Origin of the sequence: Geminisphaera colitermitum TAV2, from assembly GCF_000171235.2 — a bacterium.
Taxonomy (GTDB): Bacteria; Verrucomicrobiota; Verrucomicrobiia; order Opitutales; family Opitutaceae; genus Geminisphaera; species Geminisphaera colitermitum.
In genome coordinates, this window is the sequence record NZ_ABEA03000180.1 from 1 (window position 1) to 18,314 (window position 18,314).

17 protein-coding genes and 1 other RNA gene are annotated in these 18,314 nt (G+C 62.2%); 9 read left to right on the plus strand and 9 right to left on the minus strand.

Annotated features, from left to right (window positions below; genetic code table 11):
• Positions 1 to 73: 73 nt before the first annotated feature.
• Positions 74 to 1,915 carry a methyl-accepting chemotaxis protein gene (locus OBACDRAFT_RS30920; protein WP_052362327.1) on the minus strand — a complete coding sequence of 614 codons (1,842 nt, stop codon included), beginning with the start codon at positions 1,913 to 1,915 and terminating at the stop codon, positions 74 to 76.
• A gap of 166 nt (positions 1,916 to 2,081) precedes the next feature.
• Between OBACDRAFT_RS30920 and OBACDRAFT_RS20770 the strand changes: the two genes are divergently transcribed.
• Complete coding sequence (locus OBACDRAFT_RS20770) at positions 2,082 to 2,528, plus strand: helix-turn-helix domain-containing protein (RefSeq protein WP_043588849.1); 447 nt, start codon at positions 2,082 to 2,084, stop codon at positions 2,526 to 2,528.
• Between the two features lie 91 nt (positions 2,529 to 2,619).
• On the opposite strand, the gene OBACDRAFT_RS25890 is transcribed toward OBACDRAFT_RS20770, so the two are convergent.
• Both OBACDRAFT_RS25890 and OBACDRAFT_RS20780 read right to left on the minus strand, forming a co-directional pair.
• The gene (locus OBACDRAFT_RS25890) at positions 2,620 to 3,144 is read right to left on the minus strand and encodes an N-acetylmuramoyl-L-alanine amidase (protein ID WP_052362328.1); all 525 of its coding nucleotides are present in this window, start codon (positions 3,142 to 3,144) and stop codon (positions 2,620 to 2,622) included.
• 32 nt (positions 3,145 to 3,176) lie between these two features.
• On the minus strand, positions 3,177 to 3,557 hold the full coding sequence (locus OBACDRAFT_RS20780) for a hypothetical protein (RefSeq protein ID WP_043588832.1): 381 nt from the start codon (positions 3,555 to 3,557) through the stop codon (positions 3,177 to 3,179).
• Between the two features lie 383 nt (positions 3,558 to 3,940).
• Between OBACDRAFT_RS20780 and OBACDRAFT_RS20785 the strand changes: the two genes are divergently transcribed.
• The 4 genes from OBACDRAFT_RS20785 to OBACDRAFT_RS27045 all read left to right on the plus strand — a co-directional run bounded on the left by OBACDRAFT_RS20785 (position 3,941) and on the right by OBACDRAFT_RS27045 (position 9,525).
• The gene (locus tag OBACDRAFT_RS20785) at positions 3,941 to 4,549 is read left to right on the plus strand and encodes a UvrB/UvrC motif-containing protein (RefSeq protein ID WP_081722239.1); all 609 of its coding nucleotides are present in this window, start codon (positions 3,941 to 3,943) and stop codon (positions 4,547 to 4,549) included.
• An 80-nt stretch (positions 4,550 to 4,629) separates the two neighbouring features.
• Positions 4,630 to 5,760, plus strand: a complete 1,131-nt coding sequence (locus OBACDRAFT_RS20790) for a protein arginine kinase (RefSeq protein ID WP_043588852.1) — start codon at positions 4,630 to 4,632, stop codon at positions 5,758 to 5,760.
• A gap of 41 nt (positions 5,761 to 5,801) precedes the next feature.
• Positions 5,802 to 8,357, plus strand: coding sequence for an ATP-dependent Clp protease ATP-binding subunit (locus tag OBACDRAFT_RS20795; protein ID WP_043588833.1), 2,556 nt, complete (start codon positions 5,802 to 5,804; stop codon positions 8,355 to 8,357).
• Between the two features lie 79 nt (positions 8,358 to 8,436).
• Positions 8,437 to 9,525 (plus strand): IS4 family transposase, encoded by a 1,089-nt coding sequence (locus OBACDRAFT_RS27045; protein ID WP_081721820.1) that lies wholly within the window; start codon positions 8,437 to 8,439, stop codon positions 9,523 to 9,525.
• Between the two features lie 277 nt (positions 9,526 to 9,802).
• Here OBACDRAFT_RS27045 and OBACDRAFT_RS20810 read toward each other — a convergent pair whose 3' ends face one another.
• From OBACDRAFT_RS20810 to OBACDRAFT_RS20820, 3 genes are all read right to left on the minus strand, one after another.
• The gene (locus OBACDRAFT_RS20810; protein WP_043588834.1) at positions 9,803 to 10,264 is read right to left on the minus strand and encodes a universal stress protein; all 462 of its coding nucleotides are present in this window, start codon (positions 10,262 to 10,264) and stop codon (positions 9,803 to 9,805) included.
• A 181-nt stretch (positions 10,265 to 10,445) separates the two neighbouring features.
• Positions 10,446 to 11,693: a HesA/MoeB/ThiF family protein gene (gene moeB / locus OBACDRAFT_RS20815; RefSeq protein WP_081722240.1), complete on the minus strand. Its 1,248-nt coding sequence runs from the start codon at positions 11,691 to 11,693 to the stop codon at positions 10,446 to 10,448.
• Positions 11,694 to 11,723: 30 nt separating this feature from the next.
• A complete protein-coding gene (locus OBACDRAFT_RS20820) occupies positions 11,724 to 12,140 on the minus strand; it encodes a type II toxin-antitoxin system VapC family toxin (protein ID WP_043588835.1) in 417 nt (138 codons plus the stop codon).
• 339 nt (positions 12,141 to 12,479) lie between these two features.
• On the opposite strand from OBACDRAFT_RS20820, the gene OBACDRAFT_RS20825 reads away from it, so the two are divergent.
• Positions 12,480 to 13,829, plus strand: coding sequence for an MFS transporter (locus OBACDRAFT_RS20825; RefSeq protein WP_043588836.1), 1,350 nt, complete (start codon positions 12,480 to 12,482; stop codon positions 13,827 to 13,829).
• Between the two features lie 47 nt (positions 13,830 to 13,876).
• Here OBACDRAFT_RS20825 and OBACDRAFT_RS20830 read toward each other — a convergent pair whose 3' ends face one another.
• Entirely contained in the window at positions 13,877 to 14,734 is an 858-nt protein-coding gene (locus tag OBACDRAFT_RS20830; protein WP_232767490.1) for a TrmH family RNA methyltransferase, read from the minus strand.
• Positions 14,710 to 14,985, minus strand: coding sequence for a hypothetical protein (locus OBACDRAFT_RS20835; RefSeq protein WP_043588855.1), 276 nt, complete (start codon positions 14,983 to 14,985; stop codon positions 14,710 to 14,712). Before OBACDRAFT_RS20835 ends, OBACDRAFT_RS20830 begins: the two co-directional genes overlap by 25 nt.
• A 70-nt stretch (positions 14,986 to 15,055) precedes the next feature.
• Here OBACDRAFT_RS20835 and msrB point away from each other — a divergent pair, with 70 nt between their 5' ends.
• Entirely contained in the window at positions 15,056 to 15,643 is a 588-nt protein-coding gene (msrB, locus tag OBACDRAFT_RS20840; protein WP_081722241.1) for a peptide-methionine (R)-S-oxide reductase MsrB, read from the plus strand.
• Between the two features lie 158 nt (positions 15,644 to 15,801).
• Here the strand turns inward: msrB and rny are convergent, their stop codons facing one another.
• Entirely contained in the window at positions 15,802 to 17,379 is a 1,578-nt protein-coding gene (gene rny / locus OBACDRAFT_RS20845; protein WP_081722242.1) for a ribonuclease Y, read from the minus strand.
• 106 nt (positions 17,380 to 17,485) lie between these two features.
• Here rny and OBACDRAFT_RS20850 point away from each other — a divergent pair, with 106 nt between their 5' ends.
• Together OBACDRAFT_RS20850 and ffs are read left to right on the plus strand one after the other, a co-directional pair.
• Positions 17,486 to 17,995, plus strand: a complete 510-nt coding sequence (locus OBACDRAFT_RS20850; RefSeq protein WP_043588858.1) for a peptidylprolyl isomerase — start codon at positions 17,486 to 17,488, stop codon at positions 17,993 to 17,995.
• 216 nt (positions 17,996 to 18,211) lie between these two features.
• Positions 18,212 to 18,310, plus strand: an RNA gene (gene ffs, locus OBACDRAFT_RS27050) — signal recognition particle sRNA small type.
• Positions 18,311 to 18,314: the final 4 nt, after the last annotated feature.

Sequence of the window (18,314 nt, forward strand, 5' to 3'; positions counted from 1 at the left end):
GGGGGGGGGGGGGGCGGGGGCAGGGAGACGATGCGCGTTGCGCCTCGTCCGGCGGTTGGAAACCGCCGCTCCGTCATTTGATGGTGACGGTGGAGCCGTCAACGAGAGCGAGGAGGGATTGGGCGGCGTCTTTGAGGGAGACGGCCTGGGCGTTGAGTTCTTCCGCAGCGGAGGCGCTTTCTTCTGCGCCGGCGGCGTTGGACTGGGTGACTTTGTCCATCTGGCTGACGGCTGTATTGACTTGGTCGATACCTTGAGACTGTTCCTTGGAGGCGGTGGCGACTTCGGCGGCGAGTTGGTCAACTTGACGGAATTTTTGGAGGATTTCGTCGAGGCTGCGTGTGACTTTTTCTGTGAGTTGAACGCCTTGGGCGGTTTTGGTGACGGCGTTTTCGATGTTGGAGGCGGTTTCGCGTGCGGACTGGGCGCTGCGTTGGGCGAGGTTGCGGACTTCTTCGGCGACGACGGCAAAGCCGGCCCCGGCCTCGCCGGCGCGGGCGGCTTCGACGGCGGCGTTGAGGGCGAGGATGTTGGTTTGGAAGGCGATTTCGTCGATGGTCTTGATGATTTTGGCGACGTCGGAGCTGCTTTTTTGGATGTCTTGCATGGCGTGGGCCATGGCAGACATGTCGGAGGAACCGGTTTCAGCGGCGGCGCGGGCTTGTTGGGCGAGGGAGTTGACTTGTTGCGCGTTGTCGGTGTTGCGGCGGGTCATGCTGGAGAGTTCTTCGAGTGAGGAACTGGTTTCTTCGAGGGCGGCGGCTTGTTCGCTGGCACCTTGCGCGAGGGTCTGGCTGGCGGAGGAGACTTGGCCGGCGGCGGCGGCGGTCTGGCTGGCACCTTGGTTGAGGGTGTCGGCAATGGTTTTTATCGGACGCGTGATCGAGCGCGTCAGGCCGAAGGTGAGGGAGGCTCCGATGAGGAGGGCGATGCCGAGGCCGGCATAGGTCGTGAGGGTGGCGGTTTCGAGCTGTCCACTGGTCTGGCGGGAACTGGCAAGGACGTCGCGCATCCCTTGCTCGGTGAGGGTCTGGACTTCGGTGCTGATGGTCTCGGCGGTCTCAACGAGGCGGGTGACGAGTTGCGTGCGTGCGTCCCAGTCGGCGGCCATGGCGTGCATGCTTTGTTTGTAGTTGTCGGCGGCTTTTTGGATGGCGGCGATTTGCCTGGTTTCAACGGGGTCGCGGGTGAGGGAGCGCAGTTCGGTGAGCTTGCCGGTGATGGTGGTGAAGTGGGCGTCGGTATTGATGAGGGCGGTGGAGTTTTGCTCGGCTTTGGCACGCCAGAAGGCGAGGCGGAGGGCGGCGATGGCCTGGTCGATGTCCGTCATGGATTGCGCGCGACGGTAGTGGGTGGCGTCAGGGGGAGCGGTGCCGGTGGCCGGAGTGGCGGCGGATATAGATAGTGTGGCGTCGAAGGCGCGCTGGTGGGCGGCGCGCAGGGATTCGGACTCGGTGGTGAAGAGGGCGGCGAGGTTGCTGAGTTGTTGGAACTGGGCGTCGCTGTCGGCGTTTTTTTGGACGATCTGGCGGAGGGTGTCGTCGTAGCTGGCGACAAGCGGAGAGATGCGGTTGGCGAGGGTGAGGAGCTGGACGAGGCGGGGGTTGGCGGTGGCGAGTTGACGGGCGGCGGCGATTTGCTCGCGGATGGCGGTGAGGTGTTGGGTGCCGAGGGCGAGGTATTCGGGGGTGGTTTTCATGATGTAGCCCCGGAGTTCGTAGCGCATGAAGATGACGTGGCGTTCGATGAGGGAGGCGACGTTGATCGTGGGAACCACTTCGTCGGAGGTGTGTTGCGCGTCGCGCGCGTTGTGATGCATGTGCCACGCGGCGATACCTCCGAGGGCGAGCATGATGAGAAGGAGGCTGCCAAAGGCGAAAATGAGCCGGATGCTGAGTTTGCGGGTTTTCTTCATGGGAGAGAGGGGAGGATGGGTTAGGTGGGTGAGGGTTAATGAGCAGGGAGAAATGGACGGGCAGGGGATTTGTGGCGTCTTAATTCTGTGCCTATCGAAAATGGGGTGTGTCGTCTCCTTCGCTATGAATGGGCTGACTGTTCGAGAAGAGTTATTCCCCTATCTTATGAAAGCACTGACTATTCCTGATCGTGAGAACATCATCATGGCCTTGCAGGGCGAGATTCGCCGCAACGGGGCCGCCCGTTACGATCATCGGTTGCATGGAGTGTTGTTGGTGGCCCGGGGGATGACTTGCTCGCAGGTGGCGCAGTTGCTGGGAGATTCACCGCGCGCGGTGCTGAACTGGGTGCGGCGCTTCGAGAAGCGCGGGTTGGCGGGGTTGAAGGAGGATGAGCGTCCGGGACGGCCCGGGCGGATGGGAGCTGGCGAACTGGCTCGAATGCGGACCGCGTTGCAGCGCAAGCCGGTGGAGTTTGGCCTGCCCGCAGAGTGCTGGGATGGGCCGACGTTGTCGTTGTTCCTAAAGCGCGAACTGGGGGTGGAATTGAAGGTGCGGCAGTGTCAGCGATTATTCCGGCAACTGGGAGTTGACGGTGATGCCGGGGGGTGATCGTTGGTCGTTTAGTCGGCATTTATTTATGACGCTGTGTATGTGATCGGTCCGAATTTCAGTATCTTTAGCGTTCATTTGTTGCGCCCGTTTATTGTGTCGTCGTTGCGGGGGGGGAGGGGGGGGATTCGTATCCGAAACGCGCCCGGATGGCAGCGAGGAGGCGCATCCATTCGGCAGGGAAGAGGTCGTCCTTGCGGCCGGGTGCGATTTGCCGGTGATCGGTCATGACGGCGGGGGTCCAGCCTCGCGCGAACCAGCGCGGAGCAAGCCAGTCGAGTGCGCTGGCGATCTGGGCTTCGGTGAGCGGAGTCAGCCGGGTGTTGCCGGCGAAAGAAACGCCGAGGAGAAAATCGTTGCAACGTGTGCGCCCCAAAAAATTCGACGCGCCGGCGTGCCAGGCGATGTGTTCGTCGGCCACGAGGCGGGCACGCACGCCATCGGTCGCAATGAGCACGTGGTAGCTGACTTGCGACTCGGGCCGAAGCATGTGCGCGATGGTGTCGGCCCACGACATGCAGCTATGGTGAAAACACACGCCGAGTTGTTCGTGCGGCGGATGCGCGGGCGGCGCGGTGTAGTTGGGCGATGGATACGGCGTCTCGGAGAATTGCACGGCTGGCGGCGTTCGGATGCGGCGCGGTGTGCTCAGATGTTGCGCCAAGCCACGGTAATCAGAGACATGAGCATGCCGATGCGGACGGTGGCTTCGCCGGTCATGATGGGGAGCACCCATTTGCGCGCGCAGTTGCGGCGCAGCGAATAACCCACCATCGAGGCCAGCAGCATGGCAACCACCTGAATGCGTCCCATGTCGAAGAGCAGCGAAATAAGCATCCAGAGCCAGGTGAGGATGATCCCCACGCTCCAAGTGAACGCCGTGAATTCCGACATGGGCATCTCACGCGGATCGACTCCGCTTTCCACCTGCTGCGCTCCCAGGTAACGCTCAGCCACGACGAGTTGCACCGCTTCGAAAGCGATGAACAGCGGAGCCAGATAAATCGTAGGCGGGAATGAGGCATCCATGAAGGCGTGCGGGCAAACGTGACGGAAACTCGACCGCAGGCAAGCCGCGCGATGCCGGAACACAAGCGATGCCAAAGCATGGGGCAGGGCAGGGGGGGGGAGGGGGGAGGGGATGTGACAAAACGGCGCGTCTTCAGAACATCGCCTGTCTCATTTGCGGACGATTTGCCGTCCCGAACATGCCCCTAGCCGGGCGCGTGCGCTGGCATGGACCTTGCAGATTCACAGATTGCGCTCGCCGAAAGCGTTTTTCTCATTCGCATCATAAACAGACACGACAGCCGGACAACCGCAGACCCAATCTAACAATTTTCACAAATCGGTCGAAACCCTCTAAAAAACCGCTAGTTTTATTTTCAAAGTCAAAACTCTCAATCCAAACCATGGCCTCCAACATTCAGTGCGACCTCTGCGGCAAGCCCGCCACCGTGCATCTCACCCAGATTCTTAACAACAAGGTGCACAAGGTGGATCTTTGCGAGGCTTGCGCACAGGCCAAGGGCGTCACCGACCCCAGTGGCTTCTCCCTTTCCGATCTCCTCAGCAAAGCCGCCCTCCTGCCCGAAGTCGCCTCCGCCGCCGCCTCCTCTGCGCTCCGTTGCAAAGCCTGCGGTTTCTCCGAGGCCGATTTCAAAAAGCACGGACGCTTTGGCTGCCCGCAGTGCTACGCCACCTTCAAGGACATTGTCACCCCCATGCTGGACAACATGCACAAAGGCACCACCCACACGGGCAAGGTTCCTGTTCGCGCCCTCACGCGCAAATCGCTCTACGAACGCCTCACCGAACTCGAAACCAACCTCAGCGAAGCCGTGAAGACCGAGCGCTACGAAGACGCCGCCCGCTTCCGCGACGAAATCATCCAACTCAAATCCACGCAGCAGGCCGCCGCCGAGCCCGAACTCGCGCTCGACCTTACCGAATCCGGAACCAAATCCAGAAAAAGCGGCACCATCGGCAAGACCTCCCAATCCAACCCTCCTGCCTCCTGATTCCCCCCCCCCCCCCCCGCACCACTACACATCGCAACACACACAAGCCCACATCCACCGTGCCCGCCGCCTGCAACACCATGACCATCGACACCCTCCTCGCCACCCCCTCAGAACTGACCGATCCCGCCGGTACCGGTTCGAAGTGCGCTGTCGTGCTCATGACCCGCATCCGCCTCGCCCGCAACCTTGCCCGGCACTCCTTCCCCGGCTGGGCCCGCGAGACCGACCGGGCCGACGTCCTCGCCCGCTGCCGCGAAGCCGTTTCCTCCAGCGCCCCCATGAAACGCTCCATGCAGGCCGCCATCGGCGACCTCAGCGAACAGCAAAAACAAATGCTCGTTGAACGCCACCTCATCTCCCGCGAACTCAGCGGCACCAAAGGCCCCTCCGGCGTCGTCATCAACAAAGACCAGACCTTCTCCGTTATGATCAACGAAGAAGACCACCTGCGCATCCAAATCCTCCGCTCCGGCTTCCAACTCAAAAAAGCCTGGGCCGCCATCGACGCCCTCGACACCGAACTCGAAGGTAAACTCGACTACGCCTTTGACCCCGCCCTCGGCTACCTCACCGCCTGCCCCACCAACCTCGGCACCGGCATGAGAGCCTCCGCCATGATGCACCTGCCCGCGCTCGTCATTTCCGGCCAGATGGAAAAAGTAGTCCGCGCCGTCAACCAACTCGGCATGGTCGTTCGCGGCCTCTTTGGTGAAGGCTCCGACGCCTCCGGCAGCATCTTCCAAATCTCCAACCAGACCACCCTCGGCGAATCCGAAGACGCCATCATCAAACGCCTCAACACCGTCCTCCACTCCATCATCGAGCACGAGGAAAACGCCCGCGGCAAACTTCTGGAAAACGACGGCGCCAAGCTCTTCGACAAGATTGGCCGCGCCTACGGCATCCTGCAAAACTGCCACCTCCTCACCTCCAGCGAGGCCATGAACCTCCTCTCCCTCCAGCGCCTCGGCATCGACATTGGCATCTTCCCCGCCGAGACCCGCTCCGTGATCGACCGCCTCCTCATCGAGACCCAGCCCGGTCACATCCAAAACGCCGCGCCCACCGACCTCGACACCAACCACCGCGACATGCTCCGCGCCGACAAACTGCGCGCCGAGTTTGCGGCCTTCGCCAAGCCCACTTTCGTAAAACCGACCACACAACCGACAACAGAAACCGGCACCGAAGAAGATCCGGAAAGTTAAGCACCCCGCCCACGACACAACCATCAACACACACACACGCCATGGAACCGATGAACAATTTTACACCACGCGCCCAGCAGGTCCTCGCCCTCGCCCGCAAGGAAGCTGATCGCTTCCGCCACAACTACGTCGGCACCGAGCACATCCTCCTCGGCCTTATCAAACTCGGCCAAGGCGTTGCCGTCAGCGTCCTCCAGAAGATGGGCCTCGACCTCGAAACCGTTCGCGCCGCCGTCGAAAAACAAGTCGGCACCGGCCAGGAAACCAAAAGCCAGGGCAGCATCCCCTACACCCCCCGCGTCAAAAAAGTTCTCGCCCTCGCCGGCAAGGAAGCCAAGGCGCTCAACCACTCCTACGTCGGCACCGAACACATCCTTCTCGGCCTCCTCCGCGAAGGCGAAGGCGTCGCGGCCCGCGTCCTCAAAGCCCTCGAAGTGGACATCGAACGCGTTCGCCAGGAAATCCTCCGCGAACTCGATCCCCAGTTCTCCGGCGACGGCTCCGGCGAGGCAGGCGGCGCATCCAGCGAAGGCGAGCAGCCCGCCGCCGCAGGCTCCGGCCCCTCCGCCGACGGCAAAAAAGAAATCAAGACCCCCGCCCTCAAAGCCTTTGGCCGCGACCTCACCGAACTCGCCCGCAAAGGCGAACTCGACCCCGTCGTCGGGCGCAAAAACGAAATCCGCCGCGTCGTCCAGATCCTCTGCCGCCGCACCAAGAACAACCCCGTGCTCATCGGTGAAGCCGGCGTCGGCAAGACCGCCATCGTCGAAGGCCTCGCGCAGGAAATTGTCTCCGGTGCCGTGCCCGAAATCCTGATGGATAAAAAAGTCATCACTCTCGACCTTGCCCTCATGGTCGCCGGCACCAAGTACCGCGGCCAGTTCGAGGAACGCATCAAGGCCGTGATGGACGAAATCAGAAAGTCCAAGAACATCATCCTCTTCATCGACGAGATGCACACCATCGTCGGCGCCGGTGCTGCCGAAGGCGCGATGGATGCCTCCAATATCTTCAAGCCCGCCCTCTCGCGCGGCGAACTCCAGTGCCTCGGCGCCACCACCCTCAACGAATACCGCAAGTACATCGAAAAGGACAGCGCCCTCGACCGCCGCTTCCAGTCCGTAAAAGTCGAGCCGCCCTCCATTGAGGACACCATCACCATCCTCAAGGGCATCCGCGGCAAATACGAAGACCACCACAAGGCCGTCTTCACCGACAAGGCCATCGAAGCCGCCGCCAAACTTTCCGACCGCTACATCACCGGACGCTTCCTCCCCGACAAAGCCATTGACGTCATGGACGAAGCCGGTTCCCGCGCCCGCATAACGACCCTCAACCGCCCGCCGGAAATTGAGGAAATCGTCAAAGAAATCGAAGGCGTGTGCGCCAAGAAAGAAGCCGCCATCGCCGGCCAGCACTTCGAGGAAGCCGCCAAGTACCGCGACGCCGAAAAACAACTCCGCGCCAAGCAGGAGCAGGTGACCGAAGCCTGGAAGAAAAACCGCGATGAAAAGCGCATGACCATCGACGAAGACCTCATGTTGCAGGTCGTCGCCGACTGGACCGGCATTCCCCTCTCGCGCATGGAAAAGAAGGACAGCGAAAAACTCCTCGGTATCGAAGCCGAGATCCAGAAAGTCGTCATCGGCCAGGACGTCGCGTCCATTGCCATTGCCCGCGCCCTCCGCCGCTCGCGCGCCGATCTCAAGGACCCGCGCCGCCCCATTGGCTCCTTCCTCTTTGTCGGCCCCACCGGCGTCGGCAAAACCGAGACCGCCAAACAGCTCGCCGTGCAAATGTTCGGCAACCAGGAGTCGCTCATCCAAATCGACATGAGCGAATACATGGAAAAATTCGCCGTCTCGCGCCTCGTCGGCTCGCCTCCCGGCTACGTTGGCTACGAAGAAGGCGGCCAGTTGACCGAAGCCGTTCGCCGCCGTCCTTACTCCGTGATTCTCTTCGACGAAATCGAGAAAGCGCACCCCGACGTGCTGCAACTCCTCTTGCAAATCCTCGAAGACGGACGCCTCACCGATTCGCTCGGACGCACCGTGGATTTCCGCAACACCGTCATCATCATGACCTCGAATGTGGGCGCGCAACTCCTCCAGCGTCAGACCACGATGGGCTTCACTGCGGCGGCTGGCGGAGGCAGTTTCTCCGACCACGAACTGATGCGCGAGAAGGTCATGGAGGAGGCCAAGCGCGTGTTCCGCCCCGAATTTCTGAACCGCATTTCGGACATCATCTTCTTCCGTCCGCTTGCGAAGACCGACCTCATCAAGATCGTGGACATCGAAGTCGTGAAATTCGCCAAGCGCCTTAACGAGCGCAAAATCAGCATCGAGTTTACCGACGAGGCGAAGCTCCTGCTCATTGAGAAAGGCTACGACGAAAAGATGGGGGCGCGTCCCCTGCGTCGCGCCATCGAACACTACCTCGAAGACCCGCTGGCCGAGGCCCTGCTTCGTGGCGAGATCAAGGACGGCGCGCCCGTTCGCGTGATTCGCAAGGACAAGGACTCGCTCGGTTTCGAGCAGACGAAGTCCGCCGAGTCCTCCAGCGAAGCCGAAGCCGGCACGAGCGCGACACCGTAACAAGGAGGGCGGGTCGGGAGACCTATACGCGCTAACATGTTGTCTTTACATGGGAGGAGGAAACGGGTAGATAGGTGGGATGAAAAAGACATGGATGACGGAAGAGTGGGGGCTGGTGAAGGGGCTGCTGCCGGAAGGGTGGGAGGTGGCGGCCAGGGAGCAAGGAGCGTTCAAGCAGGCCAAGGGGATAAGAACGGCGGAGGAGTTGCTCAGGCTGATATTGATGCACGCTGGGAGCGGGCTGTCGTTGAGGCATGCGGTGGCGAGGGGGGCGGCGGCAGGGTTGCCGGAGGTCTCGGATGTGGCGTTGCTCAAGAGGCTGAGGAACGCGGAGGGTTGGCTGAGGTGGATGAGCGTAAGGTTGCTTGAGCAGCAGGCCGGACAGCCGAGGTGGTCGAGATTGCCGGAAGGGTGGACGGCGGTGGCGGTGGACAGCACGACCATAGAGGAATCCGGAGCAAGCGGAACGGACTGGAGACTGCATTATGCGATCGGACTGCCCAGCCTGTTTTGCGAACAGGCCGAACTGACCGACAACAAGGGGGGCGAAAGTCTGTGCCGTTACAAGGTGCGCAAGGGGGATTTGTTTTTGGGCGACCGGAATTTTTGCCGAGCCCCGCAGATCAGGCATGTGATGGATCATCAGGGGGCGGTCCTGTTACGCTGGCACAGCACCAGTCTGCCCTTGTTTGACCAGCAGGGGCATGCGCTGGACGTTCCCGCATGGCTGGCCCAGTTGCGTTCCCGTCAGTGCTCCGGACTGCCCGTCTTCCTCAAGGACGGCACCGCCTTGCGCCTGTGCGCCCTTCGCGTCAGCCCACAGGCCGCCCAACGCGAACGAGCCAAAATCAGGCTCAGCGCCAAAAAAAACGGCCGCAAACCCTCCTGCCAGTGCCTGTGCATGGCTGATTACATTGTCGTTGTCACTTCCCTGCCCTCCTCTTGCCTGGACTCCCGCGGCATCCTCCAACTCTACCGCCTGCGCTGGCAGATCGAACTGGCTTTCAAACGCCTCAAATCACTCCTGAACACTGGCCACGTCCCAAAAAAAGACCCCCTCAGCTCCCGCTCATGGCTCCAAGCCAAATTACTCACCTGCTTGCTCATCGAAAAATCCCTCCTCCAATCAGAGGTTTTTTCCCCCTGGGGATTCATCCTCCCTGACTAACTCCAGATGGACTGAGTTTGTCTTCGCTCGCGATTGTCTCCTCTCTTGTCTGGCCATCCCTCTCTCCCTAAGCCTCTTCCTTCTCTGCGGCCATCGCCTACGCGGTTCCCTCGGCTACCCTCCTCGCAAGCGCATCCCCCACCGTATCCTCATCAAATCTTAACATGTTAGCGCTTATAGGTCGGGAGACCCGCCGACGGCGCGAAGCGCCGCCCATCCGGAAGGCGCGGCTGCGCCGCGTCTGGCGGGTCGGGAGACCCGCCCTCCTTAGTTTGGCTTATTTCTTAGCCGTAGCCTTTGCTTTTGTCGCTGCTGGCGGCACCACGACCACCGGGCAGGTCGCCTTTTTCAAGACCGCCTGCGTCGTGCTGCCGATGATCAGATTATAGAGCGCCGTATGACCATGTGCGCCGAGGACGATCGCATCGACCTTGCGTTTGCGGGCCACCTCTATGATGGCCGGTGCCGCCGGTCCATTTTCCAAGATGCCTTGGGCCTTGAAACCACGAGCCTCAACCGTCTTGACCAGATGCATCAACTGTTGCTCGGCAGTCTTGCGGGCCAGGGCAATCGTCTCGTGTAACATCTCGACCCCCACGCCGTAATCCGTGGTGACGAGAGGGGGCGTTAGACTGTGCAGGAAGAAGACCTTGGCGCCCGGCGTGGCGAGTTTCTCAACGGTGGACAAAAGGGCGCGCGTGGCACCCGAGAAATCAACGGGGACAAGTAGGGTTTTCATAACACCGTCACATTGATTCTAATCACACCGGGGACAAGTCCCTAACGCCGAATAATCAGAAAAATTATTTCGGCCCAAAATGCAGGTCCGTTGCTCGTTTTGTTGAAGTGCGGCGATTCATCGCCGCCCTACAAAATCTGAGAGAGAGATCACCCAATGCGCCGGAGAGCTGATCCAAGCATCAGTTCTGTCCCCATGCCGTGATCCCGCCTTGCAGACTGAGGATGTTGGCAAAGCCATGATGCCCGCGCAGCGCCGGAAGGGCCTTCAGACTGCGGCGACCACGGGCGCAATAAACAATCGTTGGCTGCAAAGGGTCGAGCGCCGCCAGCGCGGCTTCCGCCGCCGGGGTTCCAAGCTGGTCGAGTGGCACATGCACGGACGGTTCGATGGCCGCCAGGGCGCGCTCCCAGTCTTCGCGCACATCGATAAGCTGGCGATGCACGCCACCGGCGCGAAGGGCGCGCAATTCATCAATTGTAATCTCGTCGGGACTGGCGGCATCGGTGCCATTGGCTGCGGTGATTTGAGTCATGGTCGCGCACGTTTGCCCGAAATCCTCTGCTGGCAACTCGCGGAGCCTCTGATTTTGCGGATCGGCGGTGATGGCCAGCGTGCGCATCTCCATCGTCAGCGCATCGACCAACAGCAACCGCCCCGCCAGCGGATGCCCGATGCCGGTGAGGATTTTTAACGTTTCCGTCGCCTGGAGCGTGCCGACGATTCCCGGCAGCACACCGAGCACGCCCGCCTCCGCGCACGATGGCGCGTCCCCCGGCGCGGGCGGTTCGGGAAAGAGGCAACGGTAGGTCGGCGACGTTGCTGGCGATGTTGACGAGGCAGGGGGGGGGGGGGGGGGGGGAGGAAAATTGAACACGCTGACCTGTCCGCCAAATCCCTGAATCGCCCCATACACGAACGGACGCCGCCCGATGACGCACGCATCATTGACGAGGTAGCGCGTGGCGAAGTTGTCGGAACCATCAATGACCACGTCGTGCGCGGCGACGAGGGCGAGGGCGTTGTCGCGCGTGAAGCGTTCGGTGTGCGGCTCAATGGTGACGAGAGGATTGAGCGCGCGCAGCCGTCGCGCCGCGACCTCCGCCTTGGGTTGGCCGGTGTCGTCTGTAGTGAAAATCACCTGACGCTGGAGGTTCGACGTATCGACGCGGTCCGGGTCAAGCAGCGTGATGTGCCCCACGCCTGCGGCGGTGAGGTAGAGAAGCGCCGGACAGCCAAGCCCGCCCGCGCCGATCACGAGAACACGTGCCCGCTTGAGCGCGAGTTGCGCGCCGGGACCAAACCCCGCGAGCGAAAGCTGCCGGGAGTAGCGGGCAAAGTCGGCGGTCGTAAGATTTACGGCGGAAGCGGCGGCGGTGACAAACGCGGCAGAGATGACAGGCGGTGAGGGGGCTGGGATGTCCGGCATGGCTGGATAAGCGAATTAATGATGGCTCATTCAGGGATGAATCACAGGCACGGACTCTCCCCGGTTGCGGCGATAAATCTGAAAATCCGTGATGTCGGTCGTGATGACCTTTGCCTGCGGAAACATTTCCGAAAGACGCAGCACACAGGCATCGGCCACATCCATTTTGTCCCCATACTTCCGGATTTTCCCCGCGAGATTCACGCCTTCATCCTCAATCAAAGGGAGAACATGGAGATCACCGCGTGACGGCATCTCAAGCACACGCGTCACCGTTTCCGGACTGGTGCGAACATGCCAGCAAACCTCCGCAAGCACAGCTTCGCATGTGATCGGAGCCTCGCCGAGAACGGCCAGCACCTGCATTGCCCACGCATGATGTTTGTCCCTGCGATTGAGAAAGGCGACCAGCGGCCCTGTATCGAGAATGTAGCGGGGAGATTTCATTTTCCCGCCAGTCCCTCCCGCGTGGACAGATCGGCGGCCCCATCCATCATGCCGGCGGCATCGGCGGCAAAACGAAAGACCGGACGCACCGCATTGCGTCCAGCCAGCCGCCTTCGGCTCCTATTCCCGGCTCCCTTGGCACCGGCAACAGAAGTTGGTGAAGATTTCGTTTTCCGAAGGAGCGCTGATTTCATGCCCGACAACTTACCCCCGGATATTCGCGCTGGAAGATTTTTCTTCCCCCCTCCCCCCCCCCCCCCCCCGTCCCTCGACACACTTCGCATCGCCTGACGCGCTCGCTTGCGCCGCGTGCAATCCTCGCTAACTGGTTTCGCCTCCGTGTCCACCAACGCCAACCTGTCACCACCTCGCCGCCTCTCGCTTGGAGTCATTTTTCTCACGCTCTACATCGACCTCATCGGGTTCTCGATCATCTTCCCCCTCGCGCCCGACTTGATGCGCCACTACCTCGCCACCGACGGCACGCAAGGAGTCCTCGGCTGGCTGCTCACCCACCTTGAGAGCGCCGCCACCGTGCTCGGCGGCAGTCTTGGCAGCAGTCAACAAAACCATCTGCCGGAGGTGTTGTTTGGCGGCGTGGTGAGTTCGCTGTTCTCGCTCCTGCAATTTGTTTTCGCCCCCTTCTGGGGCGGCCTCTCCGATCGGCGCGGACGGCGCGGTGTGCTCCTGTTCACCGTGACCGGCACCGCAGGCAGTTACCTGCTGTGGGCCTTGAGCGGCTCGTTCTGGGTGTTCCTTGTCGCGCGTCTGCTGGGGGGCGCATTTGGCGGCAATCTCTCCGTGGCCACCGCGGCCGTGGCCGACGTAACCACTCGCAAGGAACGCGCCAAGGCGATGGGCATCGTGGGCGCGGCGTTCGGGCTCGGCCTCGTCACCGGTCCGCTCGTCGGCGCAGGCGCGGCCCAATTCAATCTGCTCGCCCGCCATCCGTCGCTGGCGGAGTGGGGCGTCAACCCTTTCACCATGCCGGCGCTCATCGCGCTGGGACTCAGCGTGGTCAACCTGCTGTGGATCGGGGCGCGGTTTCACGAGACACTTACGCCCGACGCACGTGACCACTCCGTCGAGCCGCGCACGCGCAATCCCATCCGCGCAATCCTCGGCCTTGCCAATCCCGCCGTGCGTGGCGTCAACCTTGTGGCGTTCATCTACGCGCTGGCGTTTGTTGCAATGGAGACGTCGCTGGTGTTCCTCGGCTCCGAACGTTTCGGCTACACCGCGCGCCAGAACGGCATGGTCATGGGTTTTCTGGGCCTGTGCTCGATCGTCACTCAAGGCTACATTGTCCGCAAACTGCTCAACCGCGTGAGCGAGACGCGCATTCTCTCCGGCGGCCTTATTCTCACCACGCTGGGCCTGCTCTGCACTGGCTTCGCGCCGTATCCAGTTTTCCTCTACCTCGGGGCGGCCCTGCTTGCGACCGGCAGCGGCCTTGTCAACCCGTCCACCACCGGCCTCATCTCACTCTATTCCAGCGTGGACGAACAAGGCCGCGTGCTCGGCATCTATCGTGCGCTCGGCGCGCTCGCCCGCGCCATCACGCCGTTGTTCGCGGGCGTGATCTATTATGCCGTGCCCGGCCACAGCCACACGCTTTACGTTCTAGCCGCCGCGCTGGCCGCCATCGCCTGGGGACTCGGACGCCGCCTGCCGCAACCGGTGCGGTAGCGCAGCGGGCAGAAATTAGTAGTCAGACGCTGATCTCTGATTTCTGGCTACTGTTTACTGACTACTGGTTTCAGCAGTGCGAACATGAGAATCGCGGCGGCGGCGGAAACGTTGAGCGATTCGATTTTTCCGCTGCCGGGGATTGTAACAAGGCGCGTGCAAGCATCGGCGACCTCAGCAGCCAGGCCGTGCTCCTCGTTGCCAAGCACAAGCGCGCGCGGCCCTCCCCCCCCCCCCCCCCCCGTCAACGCGGGCAAAGTCAACGCTCCGCCGCGGGTGGCCGCTCCGACGACTTCGTAACCGGCCTCGCGCAACTCGGCGCAGAACCGGGCCAGCGTCGGCACACGCCAGAGCGTGAGGTGTTCGAGTCCGCCCTCGGCGATGCGATGCGCGGATTCGCCCGGCAACGCGGCAGACGCGTGAGCCGGGATGATGATGTGCGCGACACCGAAAAACGCCGCGGTGCGCGCGATGGCCCCGACGTTGTGCGCGTTGCCGATGCGATCGAGCAGCAGCAGCGGCGTGCCCGCCTTCGCCCACGCCCGCATCTCGCGCGGCAGCGGGGCGCGGAGCGCGGGCTCGTCCACCACGGCAACGACGCCGCCGTGGTGCAGGGTGCCGGCGATCTTGGCGAGTTCGGCGGGCTCAACGCAGCGATAGACTTTTTTGGCGAGGGCGAGGGCCTTGCAAATAATGCCGAGTTTGCGACCTGTTTCGTAGTCGAAGTATAGACGGCGGAAGCTGGCGGCGTCGCGTTGAAAACGCGCTTTTACCGCCGGGAGTCCGCAAAGTTTAAGTTCGGCGCTGGCCATGCGCGCAACGGGGCCGTGTTTGCGCCCCGCTGGCAAGCGCGCAGTGAAATCAAGCCGCTCCTTGGTGCCTACACCTTGGCGCTGTTGTCGCACTTGAAGTGGACGCGCGAACGACGCAGGGCGAGGGCGCGTTGGGAGACGTCGAGGGCGCTGTTGCGGCGCTCGATCTTGTGATGATGGGATGCCCCCGTCGCGCCGTTCCCGGCCTCGTCGAGCACGGCGGCGGTGGCGAAGCAGAGCAGGAGTTCGGCCCGCTCCGGCAGGCGCGCACCGGGAAACCCGGCATGGGACGCCAGCCATCGGACCATTGAAAAAGGAAGACTGCTTGTTGCTGATTCGCTCACGGTGGCGATGGTGCTAGTCGCACCGCACCGCAAGTCAACCGGGGCGTTGCAATCGCAAAGTCACCCGCCGATGAACGCCGCCTCCACCGCCCGCCGCCGCCTGAGTCCGGTCCTCGCCATTGCCCTTGTGGCGAGTCTGCCGGCGTGCGGTGGCGGTCGAGGTTCCGTGTGTTCGGTTCCGCCGCCTTCCCCACCCGCTCAACCCGCTTCTTCCAATCCGCCCATGATCGAAAAAATCCATAAAACCGACGCCGAATGGCGCGCTGCGCTCACTCCAATCCAGTATCATGTGCTCCGCGAAAAGGGTACCGAACGCCCCGGCACCGGTGAATATCTCAACAACAACGAAGCCGGCATCTATGTATGCGCGGCGTGCGGGCTGGAGCTGTTTTCGTCGGAAACGAAATTCGACTCGCATTGCGGCTGGCCGAGTTTTTACCGCCCCATTGCGGAGGGCAGCGTGCGCAATTCCCGCGACACAAGCCACGGGATGATCCGCACCGAGAACACCTGTCCGCGCTGCGGCAGTCATCTCGGACACGTTTTTCCAGATGGTCCGCCACCCACGGGCCTGCGGTATTGCATGAACTCGGCGGCGCTGAAATTCATCCCCGCCAAGGATGTGCCTGCCTACCGGTCCGCTGCGAAGATGCAGTAGCTAAATATTAAGGAGGGCGGGTCTCCTGACCCGCCGACGGTGCGAAGCACCACCATTCCGTTTTTTTTCGGATGGGCGCGGCTGCGCCGCGTCTGGCGGGTCGGGAGACCCGCCCTCCTAAGTAACGGGGGGATGCTGGTCTGGTAGTCGCCGCGTGGTTACGTCGCGGTTTCGTTGAAGCGGCTTTCGCGGATGACGGTAATTTTTATCGTGCTGGGGTATTGGAGTTCCTCTTCGACGCGGTGGCGGAGCTTTTTGGCGATGTCGCGTGCCTGGTCGTCGGTCACGTGTGATGGGTTTACCACTACACGGACTTCGCGGCCGGCCTGGATGGCGTAGGCTTGCTGCACGCCGTCGATCGACATGGCGAGTTTTTCGAGGCGTTCGAGGCGTTGCAGATAGCTGGCCATGGCCTCGGCGCGGGCACCGGGACGGGCGGCGGAAATGGTGTCGGCCAGGATGACAAGGCCGGCATAAACCGTCTCGGGACGCACTTCCTCGTGGTGGGCGGCCACGGCGTTGGTGACGATGGAGGTCTCGCCGTAGCGCTTCACAAAGTCGGCGCCGATGGTGGCGTGGCTGCCTTCGTAGTCGCCGTCAATGGCCTTGCCGATGTCATGCAGGAGGCCGGCGCGTTTGGCGACGTTGGGGTCGAGCCTGAGCTCGCTGGCGAGCATGGAACAGAGGAAGCCGACTTCGATGGAGTGCTCGAGGACGTTTTGGTTGTAGGAGAAACGGTATTTGAGTTTGCCGAGCAGGGTGATGATTTCGGGGCGCAGTCCGTTGACACCGAGGCGTTGCACGGCGTCCTCGCCGGCTTGCTGCACGTTGACGTCCACTTCCTCGCGGGCGCGTTGGTAAAATTCCTCGATGGTGGCGGGGTGGATGCGTCCGTCCTTGATGAGGTTTTCAAGGGTGAGGCGGGCGACTTCGCGGCGCACGGGATCGAAGGAGGAAATGAGCACCATCTGCGGGGTCTCGTCGATGAGGAGGGTGACGCCGGTGGTGGCTTCGAAGGATTTGATGTTGCGGCCTTCGCGTCCGATGATGCGGCCTTTCATGTCCTCGGAGGGGAGTTGGACAATGGTGGCGGTGAGGTCGGCGTTGGGGCGGGAGGAGAGCCGCTGCATGGCGGTGACAAGGATGCGGCGGGCTTCGTTTTCGAGGTCGCGTTCGGAGCGGTCCATGAACTCGCGGCGCATGGCGCGGAGTTCGTCCTGGCATTCGAGCATGACTTCGTCGCGGAGGGCTTGCTTGATTTCCTCGGCGTCCATCTGCGACATGCCTTCGAGGCGTTTGCGGATGGATTTGGAGAGGCTGCGGATGGAGTCGCGCGCCTGCTGGATGGCGGCGTTTTCGCGGGAGAGGCGTTCGGCGCGTTGTTCGAGTTGGTGGTCGAGGAGGGCGAGGGATTCTTCGTGGGAGCGGATTTCGCGGAGTTTGATGTCGGCTTCGATGTCGCGGCGGTCGAGCTCGCGGTTGAGTTCGGCGCGTTTGGCGGAGATTTCCTCCTCGGCTTTCTGGCGTAGTTCATTGGCCGCTACAGAGCCTTCGCGGCGGGCCACGTCGATGAGCTCCTGGGCCTGCTCCTCGGCCATGCGGCGCGTCTGGCGGAGAAAGGCCCAGACGACGATGAAGCCGGCGGCGGCGCCCAGCAGGAGCACGATCGCGAAAGACCCGTAGGGCGGCATGGCTTGGGCGAAAAAGTATGTGTATGCGAATGCGTGGCCGGGCATTGGGAGACGAGATTCTTGGGTTTGGCGCTGATTTCAACTTTCTTCGACAGGATGTGGGTTTGGCTTGCGGCGGAGGCGGGGGCGCGCCTCTTTGCTCGGTTTCACCATGAGCAATACCACCGAACAAGAGGTCGCCGTGATTTCCACTTCCTCCGGCGATATCACCATCGTTTTCTGGCCCGATGTGGCCCCGAAAACGGTCGAGAACTTCAAGAAACTGGCCCGCGAGGGTTTTTATGATGGCACGGCGTTTCACCGTATCATCAAGGGCTTCATGATCCAGGGCGGTTGTCCCAACACCAAGGCTGGCGCGCGTGGGATGCCCGGCACGGGGGACCCTGGCTACAAGATCAAGGCCGAGTTCAACACCAAGTCGCATGTGCGCGGCGTGATCTCGATGGCGCGCAGCCAGCATCCGGACTCGGCGGGAAGCCAGTTTTTCATCTGCCACGGCGATGCCAAGTTTCTGGACCGTCAGTACACGGCCTTTGGCGAATTGATCGCGGGCGACGATGTGCTGGAATCGATTGCCTCGGTGCCGACGAGCGGACCGGAGCGCAGCACTCCGACGGGCCGCGTCGAGATCAAGACGATCCGCATCGAAGCGAAGAAGTAATGTTTGGAGGGGAGGGCGGGTCTCCTGACCCGCCAGACGCGGCGCAGCCGCGCCTTCCGGATGGGCGAGGCTCGCTGACGCGAGCCTCGTCGGCACCCGCCCTCCGCCAATAGCACTGTCCCACTGTCCGCTGACGTCACTTTGAATTGTACCCGAAATGCGGCGGACACGAAAATTTAGGTTGATCAGGGATTGATGCCTCCCAGTGTCCGCGGTGGCCAGGTGCCATGCATGGGCAGACACGCGAATCCCGCCAGGACCGGAAGGTAGCAACGGTAGTGATGTTCTCCTAGTGCCGTGGATTGCCTGGCCACTTTTT